This is a genomic window from Nocardia sp. NPDC059154, from assembly GCF_042755705.1.
In the GTDB taxonomy this organism is placed as follows: Bacteria; Actinomycetota; Actinomycetes; order Mycobacteriales; family Mycobacteriaceae; genus Nocardia.
Genome location: NZ_JBHZCS010000044.1, coordinates 65,162 through 85,868, shown reverse-complemented (window position 1 = coordinate 85,868; position 20,707 = coordinate 65,162). Strand labels below are relative to the sequence as shown.

At 66.5% G+C, this 20,707-nt stretch carries 20 protein-coding genes and 1 pseudogene; 2 read left to right on the top strand and 19 right to left on the bottom strand.

Annotation, left to right across the window (positions count from 1 at the left end; genetic code table 11):
• Positions 1-279: 279 nt before the first annotated feature.
• The 4 genes and pseudogenes from murA to ACFXN1_RS32280 form a co-directional block, all read right to left on the bottom strand.
• Positions 280-1,542: a UDP-N-acetylglucosamine 1-carboxyvinyltransferase gene (gene murA, locus ACFXN1_RS32295; protein ID WP_364623179.1), complete on the bottom strand. Its 1,263-nt coding sequence runs from the start codon at positions 1,540-1,542 to the stop codon at positions 280-282.
• A gap of 10 nt (positions 1,543-1,552) precedes the next feature.
• On the bottom strand, positions 1,553-2,146 hold the full coding sequence (locus ACFXN1_RS32290; RefSeq protein ID WP_354849562.1) for a cob(I)yrinic acid a,c-diamide adenosyltransferase: 594 nt from the start codon (positions 2,144-2,146) through the stop codon (positions 1,553-1,555).
• Between the two features lie 9 nt (positions 2,147-2,155).
• Positions 2,156-2,578: a DUF2550 domain-containing protein gene (locus tag ACFXN1_RS32285; protein ID WP_354849582.1), complete on the bottom strand. Its 423-nt coding sequence runs from the start codon at positions 2,576-2,578 to the stop codon at positions 2,156-2,158.
• A 238-nt stretch (positions 2,579-2,816) separates the two neighbouring features.
• A pseudogene (locus tag ACFXN1_RS32280) lies at positions 2,817-2,909 on the bottom strand (MspA family porin); the annotation flags it as partial.
• 443 nt (positions 2,910-3,352) lie between these two features.
• Between ACFXN1_RS32280 and ACFXN1_RS32275 the strand changes: the two are divergent.
• A complete protein-coding gene (locus ACFXN1_RS32275) occupies positions 3,353-4,444 on the top strand; it encodes an NAD(P)-dependent alcohol dehydrogenase (RefSeq protein WP_379444142.1) in 1,092 nt (363 codons plus the stop codon).
• 120 nt (positions 4,445-4,564) lie between these two features.
• On the opposite strand, the gene ACFXN1_RS32270 is transcribed toward ACFXN1_RS32275, so the two are convergent.
• The 11 genes from ACFXN1_RS32270 to ACFXN1_RS32220 all read right to left on the bottom strand — a co-directional run bounded on the left by ACFXN1_RS32270 (position 4,565) and on the right by ACFXN1_RS32220 (position 14,337).
• Complete coding sequence (locus ACFXN1_RS32270; RefSeq protein WP_379390912.1) at positions 4,565-4,942, bottom strand: F0F1 ATP synthase subunit epsilon; 378 nt, start codon at positions 4,940-4,942, stop codon at positions 4,565-4,567.
• 6 nt (positions 4,943-4,948) lie between these two features.
• Positions 4,949-6,379 carry a F0F1 ATP synthase subunit beta gene (gene atpD / locus ACFXN1_RS32265; RefSeq protein ID WP_157388301.1) on the bottom strand — a complete coding sequence of 477 codons (1,431 nt, stop codon included), beginning with the start codon at positions 6,377-6,379 and terminating at the stop codon, positions 4,949-4,951.
• An 18-nt stretch (positions 6,380-6,397) separates the two neighbouring features.
• The gene (locus ACFXN1_RS32260; RefSeq protein WP_379402838.1) at positions 6,398-7,366 is read right to left on the bottom strand and encodes a F0F1 ATP synthase subunit gamma; all 969 of its coding nucleotides are present in this window, start codon (positions 7,364-7,366) and stop codon (positions 6,398-6,400) included.
• 57 nt (positions 7,367-7,423) lie between these two features.
• Positions 7,424-9,061, bottom strand: coding sequence for a F0F1 ATP synthase subunit alpha (atpA, locus tag ACFXN1_RS32255; protein WP_379402839.1), 1,638 nt, complete (start codon positions 9,059-9,061; stop codon positions 7,424-7,426).
• Positions 9,062-9,150: 89 nt separating this feature from the next.
• Positions 9,151-9,960: a F0F1 ATP synthase subunit delta gene (locus ACFXN1_RS32250; RefSeq protein WP_354849546.1), complete on the bottom strand. Its 810-nt coding sequence runs from the start codon at positions 9,958-9,960 to the stop codon at positions 9,151-9,153.
• 19 nt (positions 9,961-9,979) lie between these two features.
• Positions 9,980-10,534: a F0F1 ATP synthase subunit B gene (locus tag ACFXN1_RS32245; RefSeq protein WP_379402841.1), complete on the bottom strand. Its 555-nt coding sequence runs from the start codon at positions 10,532-10,534 to the stop codon at positions 9,980-9,982.
• Between the two features lie 26 nt (positions 10,535-10,560).
• The gene (locus tag ACFXN1_RS32240; protein ID WP_040856073.1) at positions 10,561-10,806 is read right to left on the bottom strand and encodes an ATP synthase F0 subunit C; all 246 of its coding nucleotides are present in this window, start codon (positions 10,804-10,806) and stop codon (positions 10,561-10,563) included.
• A gap of 75 nt (positions 10,807-10,881) precedes the next feature.
• A complete protein-coding gene (atpB, locus tag ACFXN1_RS32235; RefSeq protein WP_379402894.1) occupies positions 10,882-11,607 on the bottom strand; it encodes a F0F1 ATP synthase subunit A in 726 nt (241 codons plus the stop codon).
• Positions 11,608-12,023: 416 nt separating this feature from the next.
• The gene (locus ACFXN1_RS32230) at positions 12,024-12,452 is read right to left on the bottom strand and encodes a hypothetical protein (RefSeq protein WP_379402842.1); all 429 of its coding nucleotides are present in this window, start codon (positions 12,450-12,452) and stop codon (positions 12,024-12,026) included.
• Between the two features lie 11 nt (positions 12,453-12,463).
• Positions 12,464-13,660 (bottom strand): MraY family glycosyltransferase, encoded by a 1,197-nt coding sequence (locus ACFXN1_RS32225; protein WP_354849539.1) that lies wholly within the window; start codon positions 13,658-13,660, stop codon positions 12,464-12,466.
• An 11-nt stretch (positions 13,661-13,671) separates the two neighbouring features.
• Positions 13,672-14,337: an L-threonylcarbamoyladenylate synthase gene (locus ACFXN1_RS32220; protein WP_379402843.1), complete on the bottom strand. Its 666-nt coding sequence runs from the start codon at positions 14,335-14,337 to the stop codon at positions 13,672-13,674.
• A gap of 284 nt (positions 14,338-14,621) precedes the next feature.
• On the opposite strand from ACFXN1_RS32220, the gene ACFXN1_RS32215 reads away from it, so the two are divergent.
• The gene (locus ACFXN1_RS32215; protein WP_379390897.1) at positions 14,622-14,915 is read left to right on the top strand and encodes a DUF427 domain-containing protein; all 294 of its coding nucleotides are present in this window, start codon (positions 14,622-14,624) and stop codon (positions 14,913-14,915) included.
• A gap of 3 nt (positions 14,916-14,918) precedes the next feature.
• On the opposite strand, the gene prmC is transcribed toward ACFXN1_RS32215, so the two are convergent.
• From prmC to rho, 4 genes are all read right to left on the bottom strand, one after another.
• A complete protein-coding gene (prmC, locus tag ACFXN1_RS32210) occupies positions 14,919-15,797 on the bottom strand; it encodes a peptide chain release factor N(5)-glutamine methyltransferase (RefSeq protein ID WP_379444141.1) in 879 nt (292 codons plus the stop codon).
• Between the two features lie 210 nt (positions 15,798-16,007).
• Positions 16,008-17,090 (bottom strand): peptide chain release factor 1, encoded by a 1,083-nt coding sequence (gene prfA / locus ACFXN1_RS32205; protein ID WP_379444139.1) that lies wholly within the window; start codon positions 17,088-17,090, stop codon positions 16,008-16,010.
• A 244-nt stretch (positions 17,091-17,334) separates the two neighbouring features.
• Positions 17,335-17,556: a 50S ribosomal protein L31 gene (gene rpmE, locus ACFXN1_RS32200; protein WP_040856062.1), complete on the bottom strand. Its 222-nt coding sequence runs from the start codon at positions 17,554-17,556 to the stop codon at positions 17,335-17,337.
• A gap of 818 nt (positions 17,557-18,374) precedes the next feature.
• Entirely contained in the window at positions 18,375-20,462 is a 2,088-nt protein-coding gene (gene rho, locus ACFXN1_RS32195) for a transcription termination factor Rho (RefSeq protein ID WP_379444138.1), read from the bottom strand.
• Positions 20,463-20,707: the final 245 nt, after the last annotated feature.

The following is a 20,707-nucleotide window of genomic DNA, read 5'->3' as shown; positions in this document are numbered from 1 at the left end:
CGACACACTATTGAGTTCTCAAAGAACACACGCACAAACGATCTCCCGGGCTCTTGGTCCCGCTCGATCGTGAGGCAACTTTTACAGCTTAGCCCCGTCCGCGCAGCAGAACCAAATCCGCTGGTTGGCTGGGAGCTAGTGTGATCATCAGGCGAAGCTCGTCTCACCGGAGTCGGTGTCCGTGTCGCTCTGACCTGGAATAAGTTACGTGTTGGTTGTTCGCATGTCAAATCGCCTGTTCAGGACGGGTTTTCGCGAACCCGTCCCGACACCGGCTGTTCAGTCCGCGGTTCCGACCCGTTCGATCCGGGCTCCCAGCGACCGCAGGTTCTCCACGAAATCCGGGTAGCCACGGTCGATGTGGAAGACATCGTGGACCTCGGTGACACCGTCGGCGACCAGACCCGCGAGCACGAGACCCGCGCCGGCGCGAATGTCCGAGGACCACACCGGCGCCGAGGACAATCGCGGAATCCCGCGCACCACAGCGTGATGCCCGTCGGTGCGGGCATCCGCGCCCAGGCGGATCATCTCTTCGACGAAGCGGAAGCGCGCTTCGAAAATGTTCTCGGTGATCATCGAGGTGCCGTCGGCGATCGCGGCCAGGCCGATGGCCATCGGCTGCAGATCGGTGGGGAACCCGGGGAACGGCAGGGTCGAGAAGTTCACGGCGCGAGGGCGATCCGCCTGCACCACACGAAAACCATCCGGTTCGAACGAGATTCGCGCGCCCGCGGAGCGCAGCTTGTCCAGCACCAGGGACAGATGCTTGGGGTTGATGCCGGTCACCCGCACGTCGCCGGTGGTCATGGCGGCGGCGATGCCCCAGGTCGCGGCGACGATGCGGTCGCCGATCACCCGGTGGGTGGTCGGCGAGAGCTTGTCCACGCCCTCGATGGTCAGCACCGAGGTGCCCGCGCCGGAGATCTTCGCGCCCATCCGCGCCAGCATGTTGCAGAGATCCACGATCTCCGGTTCACGCGCGGCATTGTCGATGACCGTCTCCCCCTCGGCGAGCACCGCGGCCATCAGGATGTTCTCGGTCGCGCCGACCGACGGGAAGTCCAGGCGAATCCGGGCGCCCTGCAGCTCCTCCGCGCGCGCCACCAGGCAGCCGTGCTCGATCTCGGAGGTCGCGCCCAGCAGTCGCAGACCGGCCTGATGCATATCCAGCGGGCGCGAACCGATGGCGTCACCGCCCGGGAGCGCCACCACGGCCCGCTTGCAGCGCGCCATCAGCGGACCCAGTACGCAGACCGAGGCACGGAACTGGGTGACGGCCGGGAAGTCCGCGTGGTATTTCGGTTCCGGCGGCGTCGCGATGGTCACGGTTTCGTGGTCGACGGTGACGTCACATCCGAGACCGCGCAGCACCTCGGCCATGAGCGGCACGTCGAGGATGTCCGGGCAGTTCGTGATGGTGGTCGTCCCCTCGGCCAGCAACGCAGCGGCCATCAGCTTGAGGACGCTGTTCTTCGCGCCGCCTACCGCGACCTCACCGACGAGCCTGCTGCCCCCGGTCACCAGAAACCGTTCACTCACGGGGGTCAGCCTAGTGGTCCTCTCTCGCGCTCGCGGCGTCTCCGCCCGGCCGCCAGAGTATGTCGCCGTCCGGGTTGGCGACCCGGCCGAGGATGAACAGCAGGTCGGACAGGCGGTTGAGGTATTTGGCGGGCAGCGCGTTCGTGTCGTCCGGGTGCGCCGCGACCGCGGCCCACGCCGACCGCTCGGCGCGTCGCGCCACGGTGCGGGCGGTGTGCAGCAGTGCCGCCAGCGGTGTGCCGCCGGGCAGGATGAACGAATTCAACGGTGCCAGAGGCTCATTGAACTCGTCGCACCACTTCTCGAGGCGGTCGATGTAGACCTGGGTGATGCGCAGCGGCGGGTACTTGGGCTCCGCGACAACGGGCGTGGACAGGTCCGCGCCGGCGTCGAACAAATCGTTCTGTATGGAACGCAGCACACCGAGCATCCGCTCGTCCGGCTGCCCGAGCGCGATGGCGACACCCAGTGCGGCATTGGTTTCGTCACAGTCGGCATAGGCGATCAGCCGCGGGTCGGTCTTGGCCACCCGCGAGAAATCGCTCAGCCCCGTGGTGCCGTCGTCGCCGGTACGCGTGTAGATCCGCGTCAAGTGAACGCTCACAGGGTCACACTATCCGGCGCGGCGGCGGCGAATTCGCTCGGAGGGGCGGGATTCCACCCAGGAGAGGAAGGCGGCCATAGCGCCGCGATCGAGTGCCAGCTCGTAGCTGCCGTCACCGTCGGAGACCTGGACGATGACCTCGTCGGTCATGATGTCGTACTCGTCGTCCTGCGGGGACCGCCGCGGACCCACCTCGATGGCGAGCCGGCGCATGGTGGAATCCGGGCCGAGCTTGAGGCTGGAGAGTTTGTAGAAGAGGAGCGTGTCCTCGTCGTAACGGATCAGGCCGTGCCGCCAGCCCCCGCCGTGGCCACGCGCGGGCAGCACGCGCAGCAGGGCGGCCGTTCCGCCGCGGCGCAGCATCACCAGGCGATACGTCGAGGCCAGGGCCAGGCCGACAAGCAGCAACACCAGAATGATCAGAAGCCACATCCCGGTTTGCAATGCCGCTCCGTCCCTTCACATCCGCGTTGCTGTCGATCACTGACCGGCCGACGGCCGGGCCCCGCTATCGGTCGATAGTAGCGACCGCGGAAAGGCGAAGTCCGGCCATCCACCGAATGTGACGTATGCGCTGATCAGCAGGGTGCAGAAGATATATCGGCCCATGGTGAACGGCTCGCCGTAAAAGCACCAGGTTTCCGATGTAGGTCGAGCTGTCGACCTCGACCTACACGAACGAGCGCACCTGGGCGTAACCGCCGCACCCGTTCACCGCCAAGGTCTCGTCCGTCCAGCTGACGCCGGCGTGCGGGCCGGGAACCTTGTTGTAGCCCCTAGGGCAGCCCTGAGGTCAGGGCAATGTCGCCGAGCAGATTGTGGCGATGGCGCCGAGCAGATTGTTCCGAGTCACCTGCGTCATGCCGGTCGTCTACCCGCCGCTGACGCCGCAGTTCATTCCGCCGATATCCACCTGGCAGCCGATCACACAGCCGGTATGCATCGTGACGGGAAGGTCGAAAGTGTCCGAATAGCCAACACTTTGCCGAAGGTTTCAGATCACATCCGTGGACCAGTGAATGCATTTGGACACGTTGAGTAACCAAGGTCTCAATTACGGCACAAGGCATCCGGAAACCTCGGCCGCTTACCAGCTCCCGGCGGCAAGAGCCTTACGTGCGACCCGCTGAGCGGGATCGACGATGGCCGTAAACTGGAACACGTTCTTATGCTCCGGACAATTGGGATGTCTTGGAAGGAGATTCCATGGAAATTACCGCTGCGGTGGCCCGGGGAGCGGACGTGCCGTTCTCGATGGAGGCCCTCACCCTGGAGGAACCGCGACCGGGCGAGGTGCTGGTGCGCATCGTCGCGTCCGGGGTCTGCCACACCGACCTGGTCACCAAGGGCGTGTTTCCCGCCGATTTGCCGATCGTGCTCGGACACGAGGGCGCCGGGATCGTCGAGCAGATTGGCTCGGAGGTAACCGGCATCGAAGTCGGCGACCATGTGCTGCTCACCTATGCCAGTTGCGGAACCTGTTCGCGATGCACCAACGGGCTTCCGCCTTATTGCGAGAATTTCGTCATTCTGAACACCTCGGGCGGACGCGCGGATTTCACCTCGCCGCTGAGCAGCAATGGCGAACGCGTGATGGGCGCGTTCTTCGGGCAATCGAGTTTCGCCACCCACGCACTGGTGCCGGCGCGCAGTGTCGTGGTGGTCGACAAGGACGTGGACCTGGTGGCCACCTCCCCGTTCGGGTGCGGTGTGCAGACCGGCGCGGGCGCGGTCGCCAATGTGATGAAGCCGGGGCCGAACGACTCGCTGGCCATCTTCGGCGTCGGCGGCGTCGGGATGGCGGCACTCATGGCGGCCCGTGCCATCGGCGTGGGAACCATTGTCGCCATTGACCTTTCCGCCGATCGGCTGGCCGTGGCCAAGGAGCTCGGCGCGGACGTCACCATCGACGGCGCGGCCGAGGACGTGGTGGCGCAGATCGTCGCGGCGACCAACGGCGGTGCGAACTTCGCGCTCGACACGACCGCCCTCAATGCCGTCATCGCCAAGGGCCTGGAGGCGTTGGCCCCCATGGGCACTCTCGTGCTCGTCGGGCTGGGCGAGGCCAGCATGGACCTCGAAATCGGCCACCTCACCGGCAACGGCAAGGCCGTCCGGGGCTGCATCGAGGGCAGTGGCGATCCGCAGCAATTCATCCCGCAACTGCTGCAGTGGCATGCCGAAGGCAAGTTCCCGATCGAGAAGATCAGCAAGACCTACGCCTTCACCGATATCGACACCGCGGTCGCGGACGCCCACCACGGCACCACGATCAAGCCCATCCTCACCTTCCGGTGAGAACGACACCCTCGCGCGCGGCCGGTGCCGGGCGCGAGGGTGGGTCGGTGTGAATGCGAAAAAGCGGCGGCCCCAGGGTTTTTCCCTGGGACCGCCGCTCTCGGTTTCAGCGCCGGAAGGCTAGGCAGACGCCGCCTTCTCGACCGCCCGCAGCTGGCCCTGTGCCTTGGTCAGCGCGGCCGGGCTCGCATCCGGGTCGGCGACAACGGCCTTGGCGGCCGCCTCGTCGATATCGAAGGCGAAATCGGCGGATTCGGCCAGCACGCGCACCGAAGTGGCGGTGACCGAGAAGAACCCGCCGTGCACGGCCACGACCACACGCTCGTCGTCGTCGGACACGATGGTCACGGTGCCGGCCTCGACCAGCTGCCCGAGCAGCGGTTCGTGGCCGGCCAGGATGCCGATCTCACCCTCCGTGGTCTGAGCCGAGACGAACTTCGCCCGGCCCGACCAGAGCAGCCGCTCGACGGCGACCAGATCAACTGACATATCCGCCATGGTGGACTACTTCCCGGCGATCTTCTTCGCAGCAGCCTCGACGTCGTCCAGGCCACCGCAGGAGTTGAACGCCTGCTCCGGCAGGTGGTCGAACTCGCCCTTGCAGACCCGATCGAAGTCGTCGATGGTCTGCTCCAGCGGCACGACGGAACCCTCCTGGCCGGTGAACTTCTCGGCCACGATGAAGTTCTGGCCCAGGAACTTCTCCAGGCGACGGGCGCGACCGACGAGGACCTTGTCCTCTTCGGAGAGCTCGTCCATACCCAGAATCGCGATGATGTCCTGGAGTTCCTTGTACTTCTGCAGGATTCGCTTGACCTCGTTGGCCACCCGGAAGTGACGCTCGCCGACGATCGAGGCCTCGAGGATTCGCGAGGTCGACGACAGCGGGTCGACGGCCGGGTAGATGCCCTTCTGCGAAATCGGACGCGACAGCTCGGTGGTGGCGTCCAGGTGCGCGAAGGTGGTGGCCGGCGCGGGGTCGGTGTAGTCGTCCGCGGGCACGTAGATCGCCTGCATCGAGGTGATCGAGCGGCCACGGGTCGAGGTGATGCGCTCCTGCAGCTGACCCATCTCGTCCGCCAGGGTCGGCTGGTAACCGACGGCCGAAGGCATACGACCCAGCAGGGTCGAGACCTCGGAACCGGCCTGGGTGAAGCGGAAGATGTTGTCGATGAACAGCAGAACGTCCTGGTTCTGCACGTCGCGGAAGTACTCGGCCATGGTCAGGGCCGAGAGGGCGACGCGCATACGCGTCCCCGGCGGCTCGTCCATCTGGCCGAAGACGAGGGCGGTGTCCTGGAGGACGCCCATCTCTTCCATTTCCAGGTGCAGGTCGGTGCCCTCACGGGTGCGCTCACCGACGCCCGCGAACACGGACGTACCGGAGAACTCACGCGCGATACGGGTGATCATCTCCTGGATCAGAACGGTCTTGCCGACACCGGCACCACCGAACAGACCGATCTTGCCACCCTTCACGTAGGGGGTGAGCAGGTCGATGACCTTGATGCCCGTCTCCAGGATCTCGGTCTTGCCCTCGAGCTGGTCGAAGGCGGGCGGCTGGCGGTGGATGCCCCACTGCTCGCCGTCACGGCCCAGGCCGGGGGTGTCGAGGCAGTCGCCGAGCGCGTTGAACACGTGGCCCTTGACGACGTCACCGACGGGCACCGAGATCGGCTTTCCGGTGTCGCGCACCTCGGCGCCACGGATCAGACCGTCGGTCGGCTGCATCGAGATGGTGCGAACGATGTTGTCGCCCAGGTGCTGCGCGACCTCGAGGGTCAGGGTCTTGGCCACGGACGCGAGCGCGATGTCCACGTTCAGGGCGTTGTACAGGTCGGGAATGGAACCGCGCGGGAACTCGACGTCCACGACGGGTCCGATGACGCGGGCGACACGGCCTGTGCCGACCCGGGTTTCAGTAGCTGCGGTCATTGGTTCTCTTCCTGGGCCTTAGTCGCGGTCCGAGCTCGACGCCAGCGCGTTGGCGCCACCGACGATTTCCGTGATTTCCTGCGTAATCTGTGCCTGGCGCAACGAGTTCGCGGTCCGGGTCAGCGAGTTGACCAGATCCGTGGCGTTGTCCGTCGCGGCCTTCATGGCGGTGCGGCGCGCAGCCGACTCCGATGCCGCCGCCTCGAGCAGCGACGAGTAGATCCGAGTGTTGACATACTTCGGCAGCAGCGCGCCCAGCAGGCGATCCGCGTCCGGCTCGAACTCGTACTGGGCGACCGGCTCCGAGATTCCGTCGGTGAAGCTGTCCGGACCGATCTCGAAGTTCTCGTCCACGAACGTCACCTGGATCGGCGCCAGGCGACGCACCTCCGGCTGCTGCGACAGCATCGACACGAAACGCGTGTAGACGATGTGCAGTTCGTCGACGCCGGCCATGGTGCCGGCCCCGCTCGGGGACGCCACCTCACCGTCGGATCCGGCCATGAACGCCTCGACCAGGTGGTTGCACGCGGCGGACGCGTCCACGTAGTTCGGCTGCTGGGAGAAGCCCAGCCAGGAACCGTTCACGGTGCGACGGCGGAAGGTGTAGTACGTCAGGCCCTTCGCGCCCATCACGTACAGCACCGGCTCCTTGCCCTCGGTGCGCAGCGTGGTCATGAGCTCCTCGGCGCGCTTGAGCACGTTGGAGTTGTAGCCACCGCACATACCGCGGTCGGAGGTGATGACCAGAACCGCTGCGCGGCGCGGGTTCTCACGCTCGGTGAGCAGCGGGTGATTGAGATTCCCACTGGCGCTCGCCAATTCGGCGAGCACCTTGGTGATCTCCTCCGCGTAGGGCTTGGCGGCGGCAACGCGGGCCTGTGCCTTGCTGATTCGCGAGGTCGCGATCAGTTCCTGCGCCTTGGTGATCTTCTTGATCGAGCTCACGGAACGAATACGGGAGCGAAGTTCACGCACGCTTGGCATTAGCGGTTCACACTCCCTTCATTCGTCGATTCGGTCATTCGCATGTGCTCGTCTCGATTACTTCTCGACGTGCTTGCGGGTGACGGAAAGAGACTCGACCTCTTCGTGGTCCAGCTGGCCGGCCTCGGCCTCGACGACGCGGGTGCCGTCGGACGCCAGGAAGCCCTGCTTGAACTTGTCGGTCGCGGCCTTGATGGCGTCGGCGGCCTCGCCCTCGATCACCTTGGCGCCGCCCTGCAGGGCGTCGAAGGAGGACTGCACGGTGGCGTGCAGGCTCTCCAGCAGCTCGGCGTTGAAGCGGCGGATGTCGCCGACCGGGACCGAGTCGTAGTAGCCGCCGTCCACCAGGAACAGCGAAACGACCTGGTCCTCAACCGAAACCGGGGCGTACTGGTCCTGCTTGAGCAGCTCGACCCAGCGCGCGCCACGCTCCAGCTGGGCCAGCGAGGCGGCATCCAGGTCGGAGGCGAAGGCGGAGAACGCCTCGAGCTCACGGTAGGAGGCCAGCTCCAGACGCAGCGAACCGGAGACCTTCTTCATGGCCTTGGTCTGCGCGGCACCACCGACTCGGGACACCGAGATACCGACGTTGATGGCCGGGCGGACACCCTTGTTGAAGAGGTCCGACTCCAGGAACACCTGGCCGTCGGTGATGGAGATGACGTTGGTCGGGATGAACGCCGAGACGTCGTTGGCCTTGGTCTCGATGATCGGCAGACCGGTCATCGAGCCCGCGCCCAGCGCGTCGGACAGCTTCGCGCAACGCTCCAGCAGACGCGAGTGCAGGTAGAAGACGTCACCCGGGTACGCCTCGCGGCCCGGCGGGCGACGCAGCAGCAGCGAGATGGCGCGGTAGGCCTCGGCCTGCTTGGACAGGTCGTCGAACACGATCAGGACGTGCTTGCCCTGGTACATCCAGTGCTGGCCGAGGGCCGAACCGGTGTAGGGGGCCAGCCACTTGAAGCCGGCGGAGTCCGACGCGGGCGCCGCGACGATGGTGGTGTACTCCATCGCGCCGTGCGCCTCGAGCGCGGACTTCACACCCGCGATGGTGGAGCCCTTCTGGCCGATCGCGACGTAGATGCAGCGCACCTGCTTCGACGGATCGCCGGTGGCCCAGTTGGCCTTCTGGTTGATGATGGCGTCGATGCAGACCGCGGTCTTGCCGGTCTTGCGGTCGCCGATGATGAGCTGACGCTGGCCGCGGCCGATGGCGGTCAGGGCGTCGATGGCGGTGATGCCGGTGGCCATGGGCTCACCGACCGGCTGACGCTCCAGCACGGTCGCGGCCTGCAGCTCGAGCACGCGGCGCTCGTCGGCCTCGATCTCGCCCAGGCCGTCGATCGGCGCGCCCAGCGGGTCGATGACGCGGCCGAGGAACTTGTCGCCCACGGGAACCGAGAGCACGTCGCCGGTGCGGCGGACCTGCTGGCCCTCTTCGATGGTGTCGAACTCACCCAGGATGACGGCACCGATCGCGGTGTCCTCCAGGTTCAGCGCCACGCCGAGGACGCCGCCCGGGAACTCCAGCAGCTCGTTGGCCATCGCGGACGGCAGGCCGCTGATGTGGGCAATACCGTCGCCGGTGTCGGTGACGACACCGACCTCTTCGATGGAGGTCTCGGGGGTGTAGCTCTGGGTGTAGCTCTCGATCGCGCTACGGATCTCATCGGGGGAGATCGTCAGCTCCGCCATGTTCTTCCTGCTCTCGCTGTGGTCTCGAATGTCGGTGTGTAAGTGCCTCGCCGGCGAGCCGGCAATACTGCGCCGTTGGGCGTTCGTCTCTAAGCGAGAGACTGACGCAAGCGCTGGAGGCGGCCGACGGCGCTGCCGTCGATCAGGTCGTCGCCCACGCGCACGACGACGCCGGCCAGCAGGCTCGGGTCCTCCTGCACGTGCACCGTGACGGGCTTGTCGTAGATGCGCTGCAGCGAAGCCGCCAGGTGCTCGCGCTGCTGCGGCGTCAGGGCCACCGCGGCACGGACGTGCGCCACGATCTGCTCCCGGAGCGAAGCCGCCAGGTCGGACAGCTCGTCGATGGCCGCACCGGCATCGCCCTTGTGACGCAGCACGGCCTGCTCGGCCAGCTGCAGGGTGATGTCCTCGACCTTGCCCGCGAGCAGACGCTGCACCAGGGCGAGCTTGGCTTCCGCCGGCTTGCCGTGGTCCTGCAGCGCCTGCTCCAGGTCCGGGTTGTCGTCGATGATCCGGGCCAGCCGGAACAGCTCATCCTCGACCGCGTCCAGACGGCCACGCTCGTCCGCGGCGCGCAGCAGCGCTTCGCGGCCGAGCAGGACCAGCGTGTCGACCAGATCGCGGGCCCGCGACCAGTCCTGGGCCACCGCCGTGGTCAGCACGGCCAGGGTGGTGCCGCTGATCTTGCCGCCGAAGACGCGTTCGGCCAGCTCGGCGCGCGCCGAACTCGACACCGACTTATCCGCGAGCGCCACACGCAGCGAACGCTGGTCGTCGAGGACGGCGACAACGGCGAACAGTTCCGACCCCGTAGTAGCCGCGACGGTGTCGCTACCGGTCAGAGCGGCCCGAAGAGCTTCCCGCGCACGGGAACTCGCCTCGCGGCTCGCTGCGTACATGCTTCCCACTTTCGCGTCGTTACCTTCCGACCCCGATGCCGGCGTTCGCGTCCAGTTCCGCCAGGAACCGGTCGATCGACGCCGACTGCTTGGCCTCGTCGGCCACCGACTGACCGATGATCTTCTCGGCCAGGTCGACCGCGGTACGGCCCAGCTCGGACCGCAGCTCGGTCACGATCTGCTGGCGCTGTGCCTCCAGCTGCGAGTGACCGGCGGCCACGATGCGGTCGGCCTCGGCCTGCGCATCGGTACGCATCTGCGACAGGATGGCCGCACCCTGGGTGCGGGCTTCCTCACGGATACGGGCAGCCTCGAGGCGAGCCTCGGCCAGCTGCTCCTGGTACTGCTGCAGGGTGGCCTGCGCCTCGGCCTGCGCGGCCTCGGCCTTGGCGATACCGCCCTCGATCTTCTCGGAACGCTCGTCGAGCACCTTGGTCAGGCGCGGGACGACGTACTTGGCGAAGACAAAGGCGATAACGATGAAGACGATCGCAGACCAGACAATGTCATAGGTCTTGGGGACGAGGGGATTGATATCCTCCCCGGCCGCCGCGGCCAAATACATGCTGTTCATCGTTGATTCCTAGTCTTTGGCCGGAATCAGAAAATGAAGCCGGCGACGAGACCGATCAGAGCCAGGGCCTCGGTGAACGCGATACCCAGGAACATGTTGGTCCGGATGGTGCCCTGCAGCTCGGGCTGACGGGCGATGCCCTCGATGGCCTTACCGACGACGATGCCAACACCGATACCGGGGCCGATCGCAGCGAGGCCGTAACCGATGGCGCCGAAGCCCTTGGACTTGGACTCGGCAACTTCAGCAGCCAGGTACGAGAGGGTGCTCATGTGTGTTTCATTCCCTTTCTGTCGCCCACCCGCCGGGCGGCGTGGAAGGCAGGTTTGTGATGTTGGTGCAGTCGGTCAGTGAGAGTCGGCGTGCTGCGCCAGACCGATGTAGACAGCGGTCAGCAGCGCGAACACGTACGCCTGCAGGAAAACCACCAGCAGCTCGAAGAGGGTGAAGCCGAGGCCCGCGAGCAGCGAGAACGGCGAGAACACCTTCATCCAGGAGACGGCATCGAACAGGAAGAACTGGGTGGCACTGAAGAACAGCACCAACATGATGTGGCCTGCCAGCATGTTCGCCAGAAGACGGACGGTCAGCGTGAACGGGCGCAGCACGAAGGTCGAGATGAACTCGATCGGGATCAGCAGCACGTGCAGCGCGACCGGCACATCCGGCACCACGATGGACGAGCGCATGTATTTCAGGAAGCCGTACTTCTTGATGCCTACGTAGTTGAAGGTGACGTAGGCGATGATCGCCAGCACCAGGGGCATGCCGATCCGCGCGTTCGACGAGATGTTCAGGCCCGGAATGACACCCGAGACGTTCAGGAACAGCACGGTGAAGAAGATCGACGCGATCAGCGGGAAGAACTTCTTGCCGGATTCCTTGCCGAGCACCTCGTCGCAGATCTGCTCCTTGACGAACATCAGACCGGATTCGGCGACATTCTGCAGTCCGCGCGGAACCAGCTGCGGCCGACGGAAAGCGGCGAACATCACGGCCAGGAGAACGACCGACATGAGGATGCGAATCAGCATCAGACGGTCGAGCTCGAAAGGCGTCCCCTCGAACAGCACTGCTGGAGGGAAGAAGTCGTTGAGTGACGGCGCGTGGAACTCGCCCGCCAAAATGGTGACGCTCAGCGTTCTCTCCCGTGGTCGGCCGCAGGAGATAGTTTTCTCCTGCGGTTCGATCGGACATTGACGATCTGGTGGGTCGACTCAGGTCGGCTCGAAGTTCGTCAGCAGCTGTGGCATCACGCCCTGGCGTCTGTACGCGCGTCGGCGACATCGTCGACGGTGCAGAACCGTGACCCTATGGGTCCGGTACGGCTGTAAGCATAACCTGCTCTCAGGCGGGTCTAAGGTGACCCCCCCTGTTGATTCGGTTGGCTACAGGTAAAGAGTTTATCAAGTTATCTACGACAATGCGTAGGGGGTCGCGGAAACGCGTGATGAACGCTGTTTCGCGAGGTCGCCGCGGGGGTCCCGGGCTACAGGTCGCGGTCCACCTGCACGGTCGGAACCCGTTGGCGCAGAAGACCGTACGTCTCCGCACCCAGCACAATGAGCAGCGCGGCGACCACGGTGCAGAACAGGGCGCCGCGGCTGTAGAAGTCGTACTGCTGGAGCACTGCGACGACAATCACTGTCAGCAGCAGCTTTCCGACCCAGCTGCCGAGCAGCACGATGCCCTGCAGGCCGGATTCGATCTTCGCGCTGAACAACACCGACGCGGCGGTGGTGAGGATGAAGGCGCCACCCAGGGCGGCGCCGATCAACGCGCCCCACAGGCCGGGCAGGCCCGCGAAGACGGTCGAGAGGATTGCCGAAACCACAACCAGCACAGCCAAACCGGCGATGCCATAGCGCAGTGCCGCGCGCAGCGGGGCGTCGGGACCGGGATCGGAAGGCGTGCTCACGTTCAGCAACTCTACCCGGCGGCGTGATCGCGATCGCGGGGCGGTTTGCGGACGGAGTTGATCTTCAGTTCCCGCCAGGACGGCACCGCGGTGACGATCAGCGCGAAAACCAGTCCGGCCGCGAACAGCAGCACCACCATGCGCCGATCCGAGATCAGCGAGGTCCCGACCGCGCCGAATGCGAGCACACTCACCCACAGATAGATCACCAGCACCACGCGGCGCTGTGAATGCCCGATCTGCAGCAAACGGTGATGCAGATGCATTTTGTCCGGGGTGGAAAAACTCACACCTGCGCGAACACGACGGACCACCGCCAAAACAAGATCGAGTACCGGAATGAACATCACCGCACCCACCAGCAACAACGGCGACAGCAGACCCACGATGTCGCGCGGGCCGTAACCCTGCAGCGGAATTCGACCGGAAGCGCCGGTGGACACCGCGGCCAGCATCAATCCGATGAGCATGGATCCGGTATCGCCCATGAAAATGCGGGCCGGAGAGAAATTGTGCGGCAGAAATCCCAGGCACGCGCCGGCCAGCGCCGCGGCCAGCAACGCGGGCGGATAGGTGTCGGTGGAACCGCCCACCTCATAGAGCAAACCCACGGTGAACACGAAGACCGCGACGGCCGCGATGAAACCGAGGCCCGCGGCCAAACCATCCAGGCCGTCCACGAAATTCATGGCATTCACGACCGTCACCGTGATGCCCACCGTCACCAGACCGCCCTGGAGCGGATCGAGCACCACGGTCTCGTTGGTGAAGGGGTTGTAGATGGCCACCCAGCTCAGGCCCATCACCGCCATCACACCCGCCGCGGTGATCTGGCCGACCAGCTTGGTGAGCCAGTCCAGGCCCCAGCGGTCGTCGATGATGCCGACCAGCACGATGAGCGTGGCCGCGGCCAGCACCGCCGGAATGTCCTTGGGATAGTCGAATCCGCGGCGCAGGGCGGGCAGCTGGTGGGCGAACAGCACGGCCGCCAGCAGGCCCAGATAGATGCCCAGCCCGCCCATTCGCGGAATCGGCTTCACGTGCACATCGCGCTCACGCGGAATGGCGACCGCGCCGAAGGCGATGGCCAGCACCCGGATTCCACCGGTGGTCAGGTAGGCGATGACCGTGGCGACGAGCAGCACCAGCAGCAGCTCCCGCAGCGGGACGACCGCGCCCTGGCTGAATACGCCCTGACTCAGCAGCATTTAACGGGCCGTCACCGCGTGCCCACCTGACGGAGCTCCTCGGGCGACATGCCGAGCACCTCCGCGACCTTGTCGACCGGCACCGCGCCCTCGCGCAGAATGCGCGGGGTGTCGGCGGTGAGATCGACGATGGTGGACGCCACCGCGTGATCGGCCGGTCCGCCGTCGAGGTACACCCCGACCAGATCGCCCAGCTGCGCCTGCGCCTGCGCCACCGTGGTGGCGGGCGGCTGCCCGGAGACGTTCGCGCTCGACACCGCCAGCGGACCCACCTCGCGCAGCAGCTCCAGCGCGACCGGGTGCAGCGGCATGCGCAGCATCACCGTGCCGCGCGCATCACCCAGATCCCAGGCCAGCGAAGGAGCCTGCTGCACAACGAGACTCAGCCCGCCCGGCCAGAAGGCGCGGATCAGCTCGCGGGCCTGCGGGCGCACCGAGAAGACCAGTCCGTCGATGGTGTTCCACGACCCGACCAACACCGGCACCGGCATGTCCCGCCCGCGCCGCTTGGCGGCCAGCAGCGCGCTCACCGCCTGACTGTCGAACGCGTCGGCAGCGAGTCCGTAGAGCGTGTCGGTCGGAATGACCGCCAATCGCCCGGACTTCAGCGTGCTGCGCGCGGCACTCAGGCCGGCGGCGCGGGAGTCGGGATCGGCACAGTCGTAGACGGTACTCACGGCTGACATCTTGGCACGGATCAACTCTCGATAGCTCTCAGGGGCAAGCCCCTGAGAGCCCGGGAATCCCGGGGGCTCCGCCCCCGAACCCCCGACGAGCCGTTGGAGCCCGGGCCTTGATCCCCCGGCCGAGCGTTGGAGCCCCGACCCCGAACCCTCGACGAAGCGTCGGAGCCCCGGCTGCCCGAACGCCGGCCGGGTGAGTGCGACGGCCGCAAGCGCTGGAAAGGGCCCTTGCGGCTCCGGGCGAACGTAGGCTCGGGGCAACGAAGGAGGCACGACTCATGATGCGTGCGATCTGGAACGGGACGGTTATCGCCGAGGCTCCGCGGACTGTGGAGGTCGAGGGGAATCAGTACTTTCCGGTGGAGTCGTTGAAGCGGGAGTTCTTCAGCGAGAGCTCTCACCACACCGTGTGCCCATGGAAGGGCATTGCGAGCTATTACTCGGTCACGGTGGACGGGAAGGAGAATCCCGACGCGGCCTGGTACTACCCGAAGCCGAGCCCGCTGGCGCGCAAGATCAAGGATCATGTCGCGTTCTGGCACGGCGTGGAGATCGAGGGCAGCCCCGAGTAACCGTCAGTCGGCGGTGCGGCGGGCCACGACGAAGCGGGGCTTTCCGGCGAGGTCGGGGTGTTCGACGATGTCGGTGAAGCCGCCGTGGGCGGCGAAGAGGGCGGCGACGCCGGAGCCGTTGGTGTCGTCGTGTTCGACTGCCACCGTGCCGTCTTCGCGCAGGAGGCGGGCGATGGTGGCGGTCATGGGGCGGATGACGGACAGGCCGTCGGGGCCGCCGAAGAGGGCGCGGTGCGGGTCATGGTCGATCACCTCGGGATCGAGTTCGGCGTCCTCGGGGATGTAGGGCGGGTTGCAGACGACCACGTCCACTCGGTCGTTGAGCTGCTCGAGGAGGGCGGGGTCGGTGACGTCGCCGGCGTGCAGGTCGATCGGGGTGTCGCCCTCGTCGGCCAGTTGCAGCGCATTGCGGCGAGCCCAGGCCAGGGCCTCGGTGTCGAGTTCGACGGCGTGCACCTGGGCGTCGGGGCGGGCGTGGGCGATGGCCAGGGCCAGCGCGCCGGAGCCGGTGCACAGGTCCACCACGATCGGCTGATGCTCGTGGCCGAGGGCTTCGAGCTGACCGAGCGCCCAGGCGAACAGCAACTCCGTCTCCGGGCGCGGGACGAAGACGCCGGGGCCGACCGCGAGGTCGATCTCCCCCATCGCCGCGGTGCCCGTAAGGTGCTGCAGCGGAACGCGTTCCGCCCGTCTGGCGACCAGCTTGCGGTACTCCTCCAGCTGGTCGGGGGTGAGCATGGGCATGAGTGCGAGGCGCCCGCGATCGACGCCCAGCACATGTGCCGCAAGGTATTCCGCGTCGGCCTGGGGGCTGTGGACCCCGGCCGCGACCAGGATCTCGACGGCCTCCCGGACGGCGGGGCGCAACGGTACACGACTCACGGTTCGCTGCCTTTCACTCCCCCGCCTCTCCGAGCCTTCAGCGGACGGCCAAGAGCCGTCGACCGCCATGCATCCGTGCCGACGGTCGCGTGCCGAACCGATTCTGGACGTACCCGAGGAGTTACCCCGGGCGCGACGAAATCAGTTGTCACGTTGGGAGACGATACTGGCCGCCGAACGCTGACTGTGATGGTATGCCGGTTATTCCGCTTATTCCGCGGCGAGGCGGGCGGCGCGGTCGGCTTCGCCCAGGGCGTTGAACAGGTCATCGAGGTTGCCGTCCAGCACCGAGTCCAGGTTGTGCGCCTTGAAACCGATGCGGTGATCGGCGATGCGGTTCTCCGGGAAGTTGTAGGTGCGGATGCGCTCGGAGCGGTCCACCGTGCGGATCTGCGAGGCGCGGCCCGCGGCCGCGTCGGCATCGGCCTGTTCCTCGGCGAGGGCCTGCAGCCGCGCCGCCAGCACCTGCTTGGCGCGAATCTTGTTCTGCAGCTGCGAGCGTTCGTTCTGGCAGGTCACCACCAGGCCGGTGGGCAGGTGGGTGATGCGCACGGCCGAGTCGGTGGTGTTGACACCCTGGCCGCCCTTGCCGGAGGACCGGTAGACGTCGATCCGTAGGTCCTTCTCGTCGATTTCGACTTCCTCGACCTCGTCGGGCTCCGGGTACACCAGTACGCCCGCGGCCGAAGTGTGAATGCGCCCTTGGGATTCGGTCACCGGCACACGCTGCACGCGGTGCACGCCGCCCTCGAACTTGAGCTTGGACCACACACCGTCGCGGGTCGCTTCCTTGCTCTTGATGGAGAAGCTGGCGTCCTTGTACCCGTCCAGATCGGAGTAGGTGACGCCGAGCACCTCGACCTTCCAGCCGTGCCGTTCCGCGTAGCGCAGGTACATGCGGGCCAGATCGGAGGCGAACAGCGCCGATTCCTCGCCGCCCTCACCGGATTTCACCTCGAGGATGACATCGTCGGAGTCGTGCGGGTCGCGCGGCGCGAGCAGGTCGGTGAGCTGCTTGTCCAGCTCCTCCACCTCCTCCTGCAGGCCCGGGACCTCAGCGGCGAAGGACGAATCGTCGGCCGCGAGCTCCTCGGCGGCGGCCAGATCCTCGCGCGCGGTCTTCAGCCTGTTGTAGGTGGCCATGATCGGGCCGAGCTCGGCGAAACGCTTGCCGACGCGACGGGCCGCGCCCGGGTCATTGTGCAGCGAAGGGTCGGCGAGCTGGGTTTCCAGCCCCGCGTACTCAGCCAGGATGTCATCGACCGCGGATGGGGCCGCCTGCTTGTCGGCCATGGCTGTGTGCTCCTTCGAGAACTTTGAGCTGAGTATCAGCGAGAGAGGAACCGCCCAGGGTTCGCGGCCCGGCTCGATTCTGGACTGACGGAGCGGGGAGCGAAGCGGAGGAGCGGAGGAGGGAAGAATCGAGCTTGCAGGGCCGTGACCGCCTCCACCACCCTGCGGCTTGCCGGAGCGAAGCGGAGGCAATTAAACACAGACGCCCGGCCCGCGGGGTGCGGGACGGGCGTCGGCGGGACAGCTACTTGGCAGCCTTGTCGCGCTTGCCGTAGCGGGCCTCGAAGCGAGCCACGCGGCCACCGGTGTCCAGAATCTTCTGCTTGCCCGTGTAGAACGGGTGGCACTGGGAGCAGACCTCGACCGTGATCTGGCCCGACTCCTTGGTGCTCTTGGTCTGGAAGGTGTTGCCGCAGCCACACACGACCGTGGTGTCCACGTACGTGGGGTGAATTCCTGCCTTCATGGGTGTCCTTTCGAGAGGCTCCGGGTCGCCTGGCGATGCGAGACGTGAACCGGAACCGACTAGGCATGGTTGCCGACGGAACAGTATATGTGCCGCGAGCGAGTGGTCGTCACGAGGGGTGACACCGTGCTGAACAGGTGGTTGGGCCGGTTTGTTCCCGGTCGTTCCCCCATAAAACTACGGGCACGCATATTCCGGGTATTCCAGTGAGGCTGGAAGTTGAGTAGCTCGCTACTCGGGAATACGAACACTCATGTTCATAGAGTTTGTCCAGGTGAGAGTCCTGTGACCATCGGAAGGACGGCAGTGACCAGGAAGGACGCGACGATCGGGGGTCCGTCCCCCGTCACCGTGCACGCCGAGGCCGGGAGGGCAGACCGGCGGCGCGCGGAGGTCGTCGCGGGGGCGATCCTGGTCACACTGACGCTTCTGGCGGTAGCGGGCTGGTGGTTGGCTCCCGGAGAGTCCGGCAACGCGGTGGGACCGCTGAACCCGGCCCCCATCCCGCCGCGGGGGGACGCCACCCTCACCTACACAGCGGTCACGGCAGCGGACGTGTCCGGTGCCGTGACCGCGCTCATTCTCGGCTTCATGATCGCCGGCGGCGCGCTGATCGGACTGTTCTTCTACTCCCCCGCCTCCCCGAAACTTCAGCGGACGGCCGAGTGCCGCGAGAGTCCCGACCTGAGCCGCCGGTCCGTAGCCCCTCGAGTTTCGGACGGACCCGGCGAGTTACCCTCATCGGCACGAAATCAGTTGTCGCGCTTTCGAAACGAAAACGGGGGCTCCGCCGGTGCGGAGCCCCCGTTTCGTTTTCGTCATTCGTCGAGTGCGCCCGGGGCGGTCTTGGAGACCGTCATCAGGAACTCGACATTGCTCTTGGTCTTCTTCAACCGGTCGACCAGCAGGTCGATGGCCTGATGTGAATCCAGGCCGGAGAGCACGCGGCGCAGCTTGTGCAGGACCGCGGCCTCGTCGGGCGACATCAGCAGATCGTCGCGGCGGGTGCCGGACGGGTTGACGTCGACCGCCGGGAACACGCGGCGCTCGGCGATCTTGCGGTCGAGCTTGAGCTCGGCGTTACCCGTGCCCTTGAACTCCTCGAAGATGACCGTGTCACCGGTGGAACCGGTCTCCACCATCGCGGTGGCGATGATGGTGAGCGAGCCGCCGTTCTCGATATTGCGGGCCGCGCCGAGGAACCGCTTGGGCGGGTACAGCGCGGTGGAATCCACACCACCGGAAAGGATTCGGCCCGAGGCCGGGGACGAGTTGTTGTACGCACGGCCCAATCGGGTGATCGAGTCGAGCAGCACGACGACGTCCTGGCCCTGCTCCACCAGGCGCTTGGCGCGCTCGATGGCGAGCTCGGCGACCGAGGTGTGGTCGCTCGGCGGCCGGTCGAACGTGGAGGCGATGACCTCGCCGCGCACCGAGCGCTGCATATCGGTCACTTCCTCGGGACGCTCGTCCACCAGCACCACCATCAGGTAGCACTCGGGGTTGTTCACCGAGATCGCGTTCGCGATGTCCTGCATGATCGTGGTCTTACCCGCCTTGGGCGGGGACACGATCAGCGCGCGCTGACCCTTACCGATCGGCATGATCAGATCGATGATGCGCGTGGTCAGCTTGTTCGGCTGGGTCTCCAGCCGCAGTCGCTGGTTCGGGTACAGCGGGGTCAGCTTGTTGAATTCCGGTCGGCGCTTGGCACTTTCGATGTCCGCGCCATTGACCGTGTCCAACCGCACCAGCGGATCGAACTTCTGCCGCTGGTTGCTCTGATCGCCGTCGCGCGGGGCGCGGACCGCACCGGTGATGGCGTCACCGCGGCGCAGGCCGTTCTTGCGGACCAGGTTCATCGAGACGTACACGTCGTTCGGGCCGGCCAGGTAGCCGGAGGTGCGGACGAACGCGTAGTTGTCGAGCACGTCGAGGATGCCGGCGACCGGCTGCAGGACGTCGTCCTCGCGGATCTCCATCTCGCGGGCCTCGCCACCGGTGGCGCCGCCCTCGCGGTCCCGCCCGCGACGACGCTCACGGAAGCGACGGCCCCGGCGGCCGCGGCCGCCTTCCTCGTCGTCACCGCCGCGATCATCACGCTGGTTGCCGCGGCCGGCGCCGTTCTGGCTCTGCTGGTTGCGCTCGCCCTGGTCGCTGCGCTGACTGCTGCGCTCGCCCTGGTCGCGACGCTCGCCCTGGTCGCGACGCTCGCCCTGGCTGCCACGATCGCGACGGCGCTCGCCGCCCTCCTGCTCGCCCTTGTCGGCGGTGGGAGCCTCGGCGGTGGTCTCGGCGGTGGCGGCGCCACGCTGCTCGCGGCCCCGGCGCTGGCGACCGCGGCCGCGCTGGCCACCGTCCCGGCTGTCGTCGCCGCCCTCGGCGCGGGCGTTCTCGCCCTCCTCGCGCTTGGATTCGCGAGTCTCCGAAGCGTTTTGGCGCGACTCGGTGTCGGCCTTGCGCGCTTCGACCTTGTCCGCGTGGCCGGCCTTCGCCTCCGCCTTCACCTCGGCCGTGGCCGGAGCGGAGTCGGCAACAGCAGCGGCCTTCTTCACCTCGCGCGCGGGGGCCGACACGGACTCTCCGCCGTTCGGCGCTTCCTCGGCCTTGGCCTTCGCGTTCCGCGAGGGCTTGCCGCCGGTCGCGGCAACAGGCTTGGCGCCCCCGGCCTGGTTCTCCTTGATAGCGGCGATGAGATCACCCTTACGCATCCCGGAAGTACCTCGGATACCGAGCTCTCCCGCAAGCGCACGCAACTGCGGCAACAACATTCCAGTCAGCCCCGATCGTGCGACGTCAGTTTGTTCGCTCATCTTCGAAATCTGTCCGGAGTCACTTTCGCGGCTACCCGAGGACGCTGAATCGCTATCCGTCCCGGGTGTCGCGAGCAGGTCCGTATCTGTCACGGAAATCCTTTCCTTCCCTCGACCGCCGTGTGCCTGTTCGAGGGTTCCTCCTGCAGTCCGGTCACATGCCGGACTCGGATGCCGTATCGCCTGTCCCGCCGGGCCGGTGGGGTTGCCACCACGTGGGCTTCGCCACCGAGTGCTGGTGCTCATCCAACTCACAAGGTGGGAGAGATCATTCCAGTTGACTGGCTACCCCCAAGTTTCGAGCCTCAAGCCTCGAGCCTGAGCAAGGAGCCTCTGGA

What these genes read in the sequence shown, in the direction of transcription:
- ACFXN1_RS32285 (WP_354849582.1), bottom strand. Translation starts at nt 2,578, where the DNA reads ATGTGGCTTCTGATCATTCTGGTGTTGCTGCTTGTCGGCCTGGCCCTG.
- ACFXN1_RS32275 (WP_379444142.1), top strand. Translation starts at nt 3,353, where the DNA reads ATGGAAATTACCGCTGCGGTGGCCCGGGGAGCGGACGTGCCGTTCTCG.
- ACFXN1_RS32270 (WP_379390912.1), bottom strand. Translation starts at nt 4,942, where the DNA reads ATGGCGGATATGTCAGTTGATCTGGTCGCCGTCGAGCGGCTGCTCTGG.
- atpD (WP_157388301.1), bottom strand. Translation starts at nt 6,379, where the DNA reads ATGACCGCAGCTACTGAAACCCGGGTCGGCACAGGCCGTGTCGCCCGC.
- ACFXN1_RS32260 (WP_379402838.1), bottom strand. Translation starts at nt 7,366, where the DNA reads ATGCCAAGCGTGCGTGAACTTCGCTCCCGTATTCGTTCCGTGAGCTCG.
- atpA (WP_379402839.1), bottom strand. Translation starts at nt 9,061, where the DNA reads ATGGCGGAGCTGACGATCTCCCCCGATGAGATCCGTAGCGCGATCGAG.
- ACFXN1_RS32250 (WP_354849546.1), bottom strand. Translation starts at nt 9,960, where the DNA reads ATGTACGCAGCGAGCCGCGAGGCGAGTTCCCGTGCGCGGGAAGCTCTT.
- ACFXN1_RS32245 (WP_379402841.1), bottom strand. Translation starts at nt 10,534, where the DNA reads ATGAACAGCATGTATTTGGCCGCGGCGGCCGGGGAGGATATCAATCCC.
- ACFXN1_RS32240 (WP_040856073.1), bottom strand. Translation starts at nt 10,806, where the DNA reads ATGAGCACCCTCTCGTACCTGGCTGCTGAAGTTGCCGAGTCCAAGTCC.
- ACFXN1_RS32225 (WP_354849539.1), bottom strand. Translation starts at nt 13,660, where the DNA reads ATGCTGCTGAGTCAGGGCGTATTCAGCCAGGGCGCGGTCGTCCCGCTG.
- ACFXN1_RS32215 (WP_379390897.1), top strand. Translation starts at nt 14,622, where the DNA reads ATGATGCGTGCGATCTGGAACGGGACGGTTATCGCCGAGGCTCCGCGG.
- prfA (WP_379444139.1), bottom strand. Translation starts at nt 17,090, where the DNA reads ATGGCCGACAAGCAGGCGGCCCCATCCGCGGTCGATGACATCCTGGCT.
- rpmE (WP_040856062.1), bottom strand. Translation starts at nt 17,556, where the DNA reads ATGAAGGCAGGAATTCACCCCACGTACGTGGACACCACGGTCGTGTGT.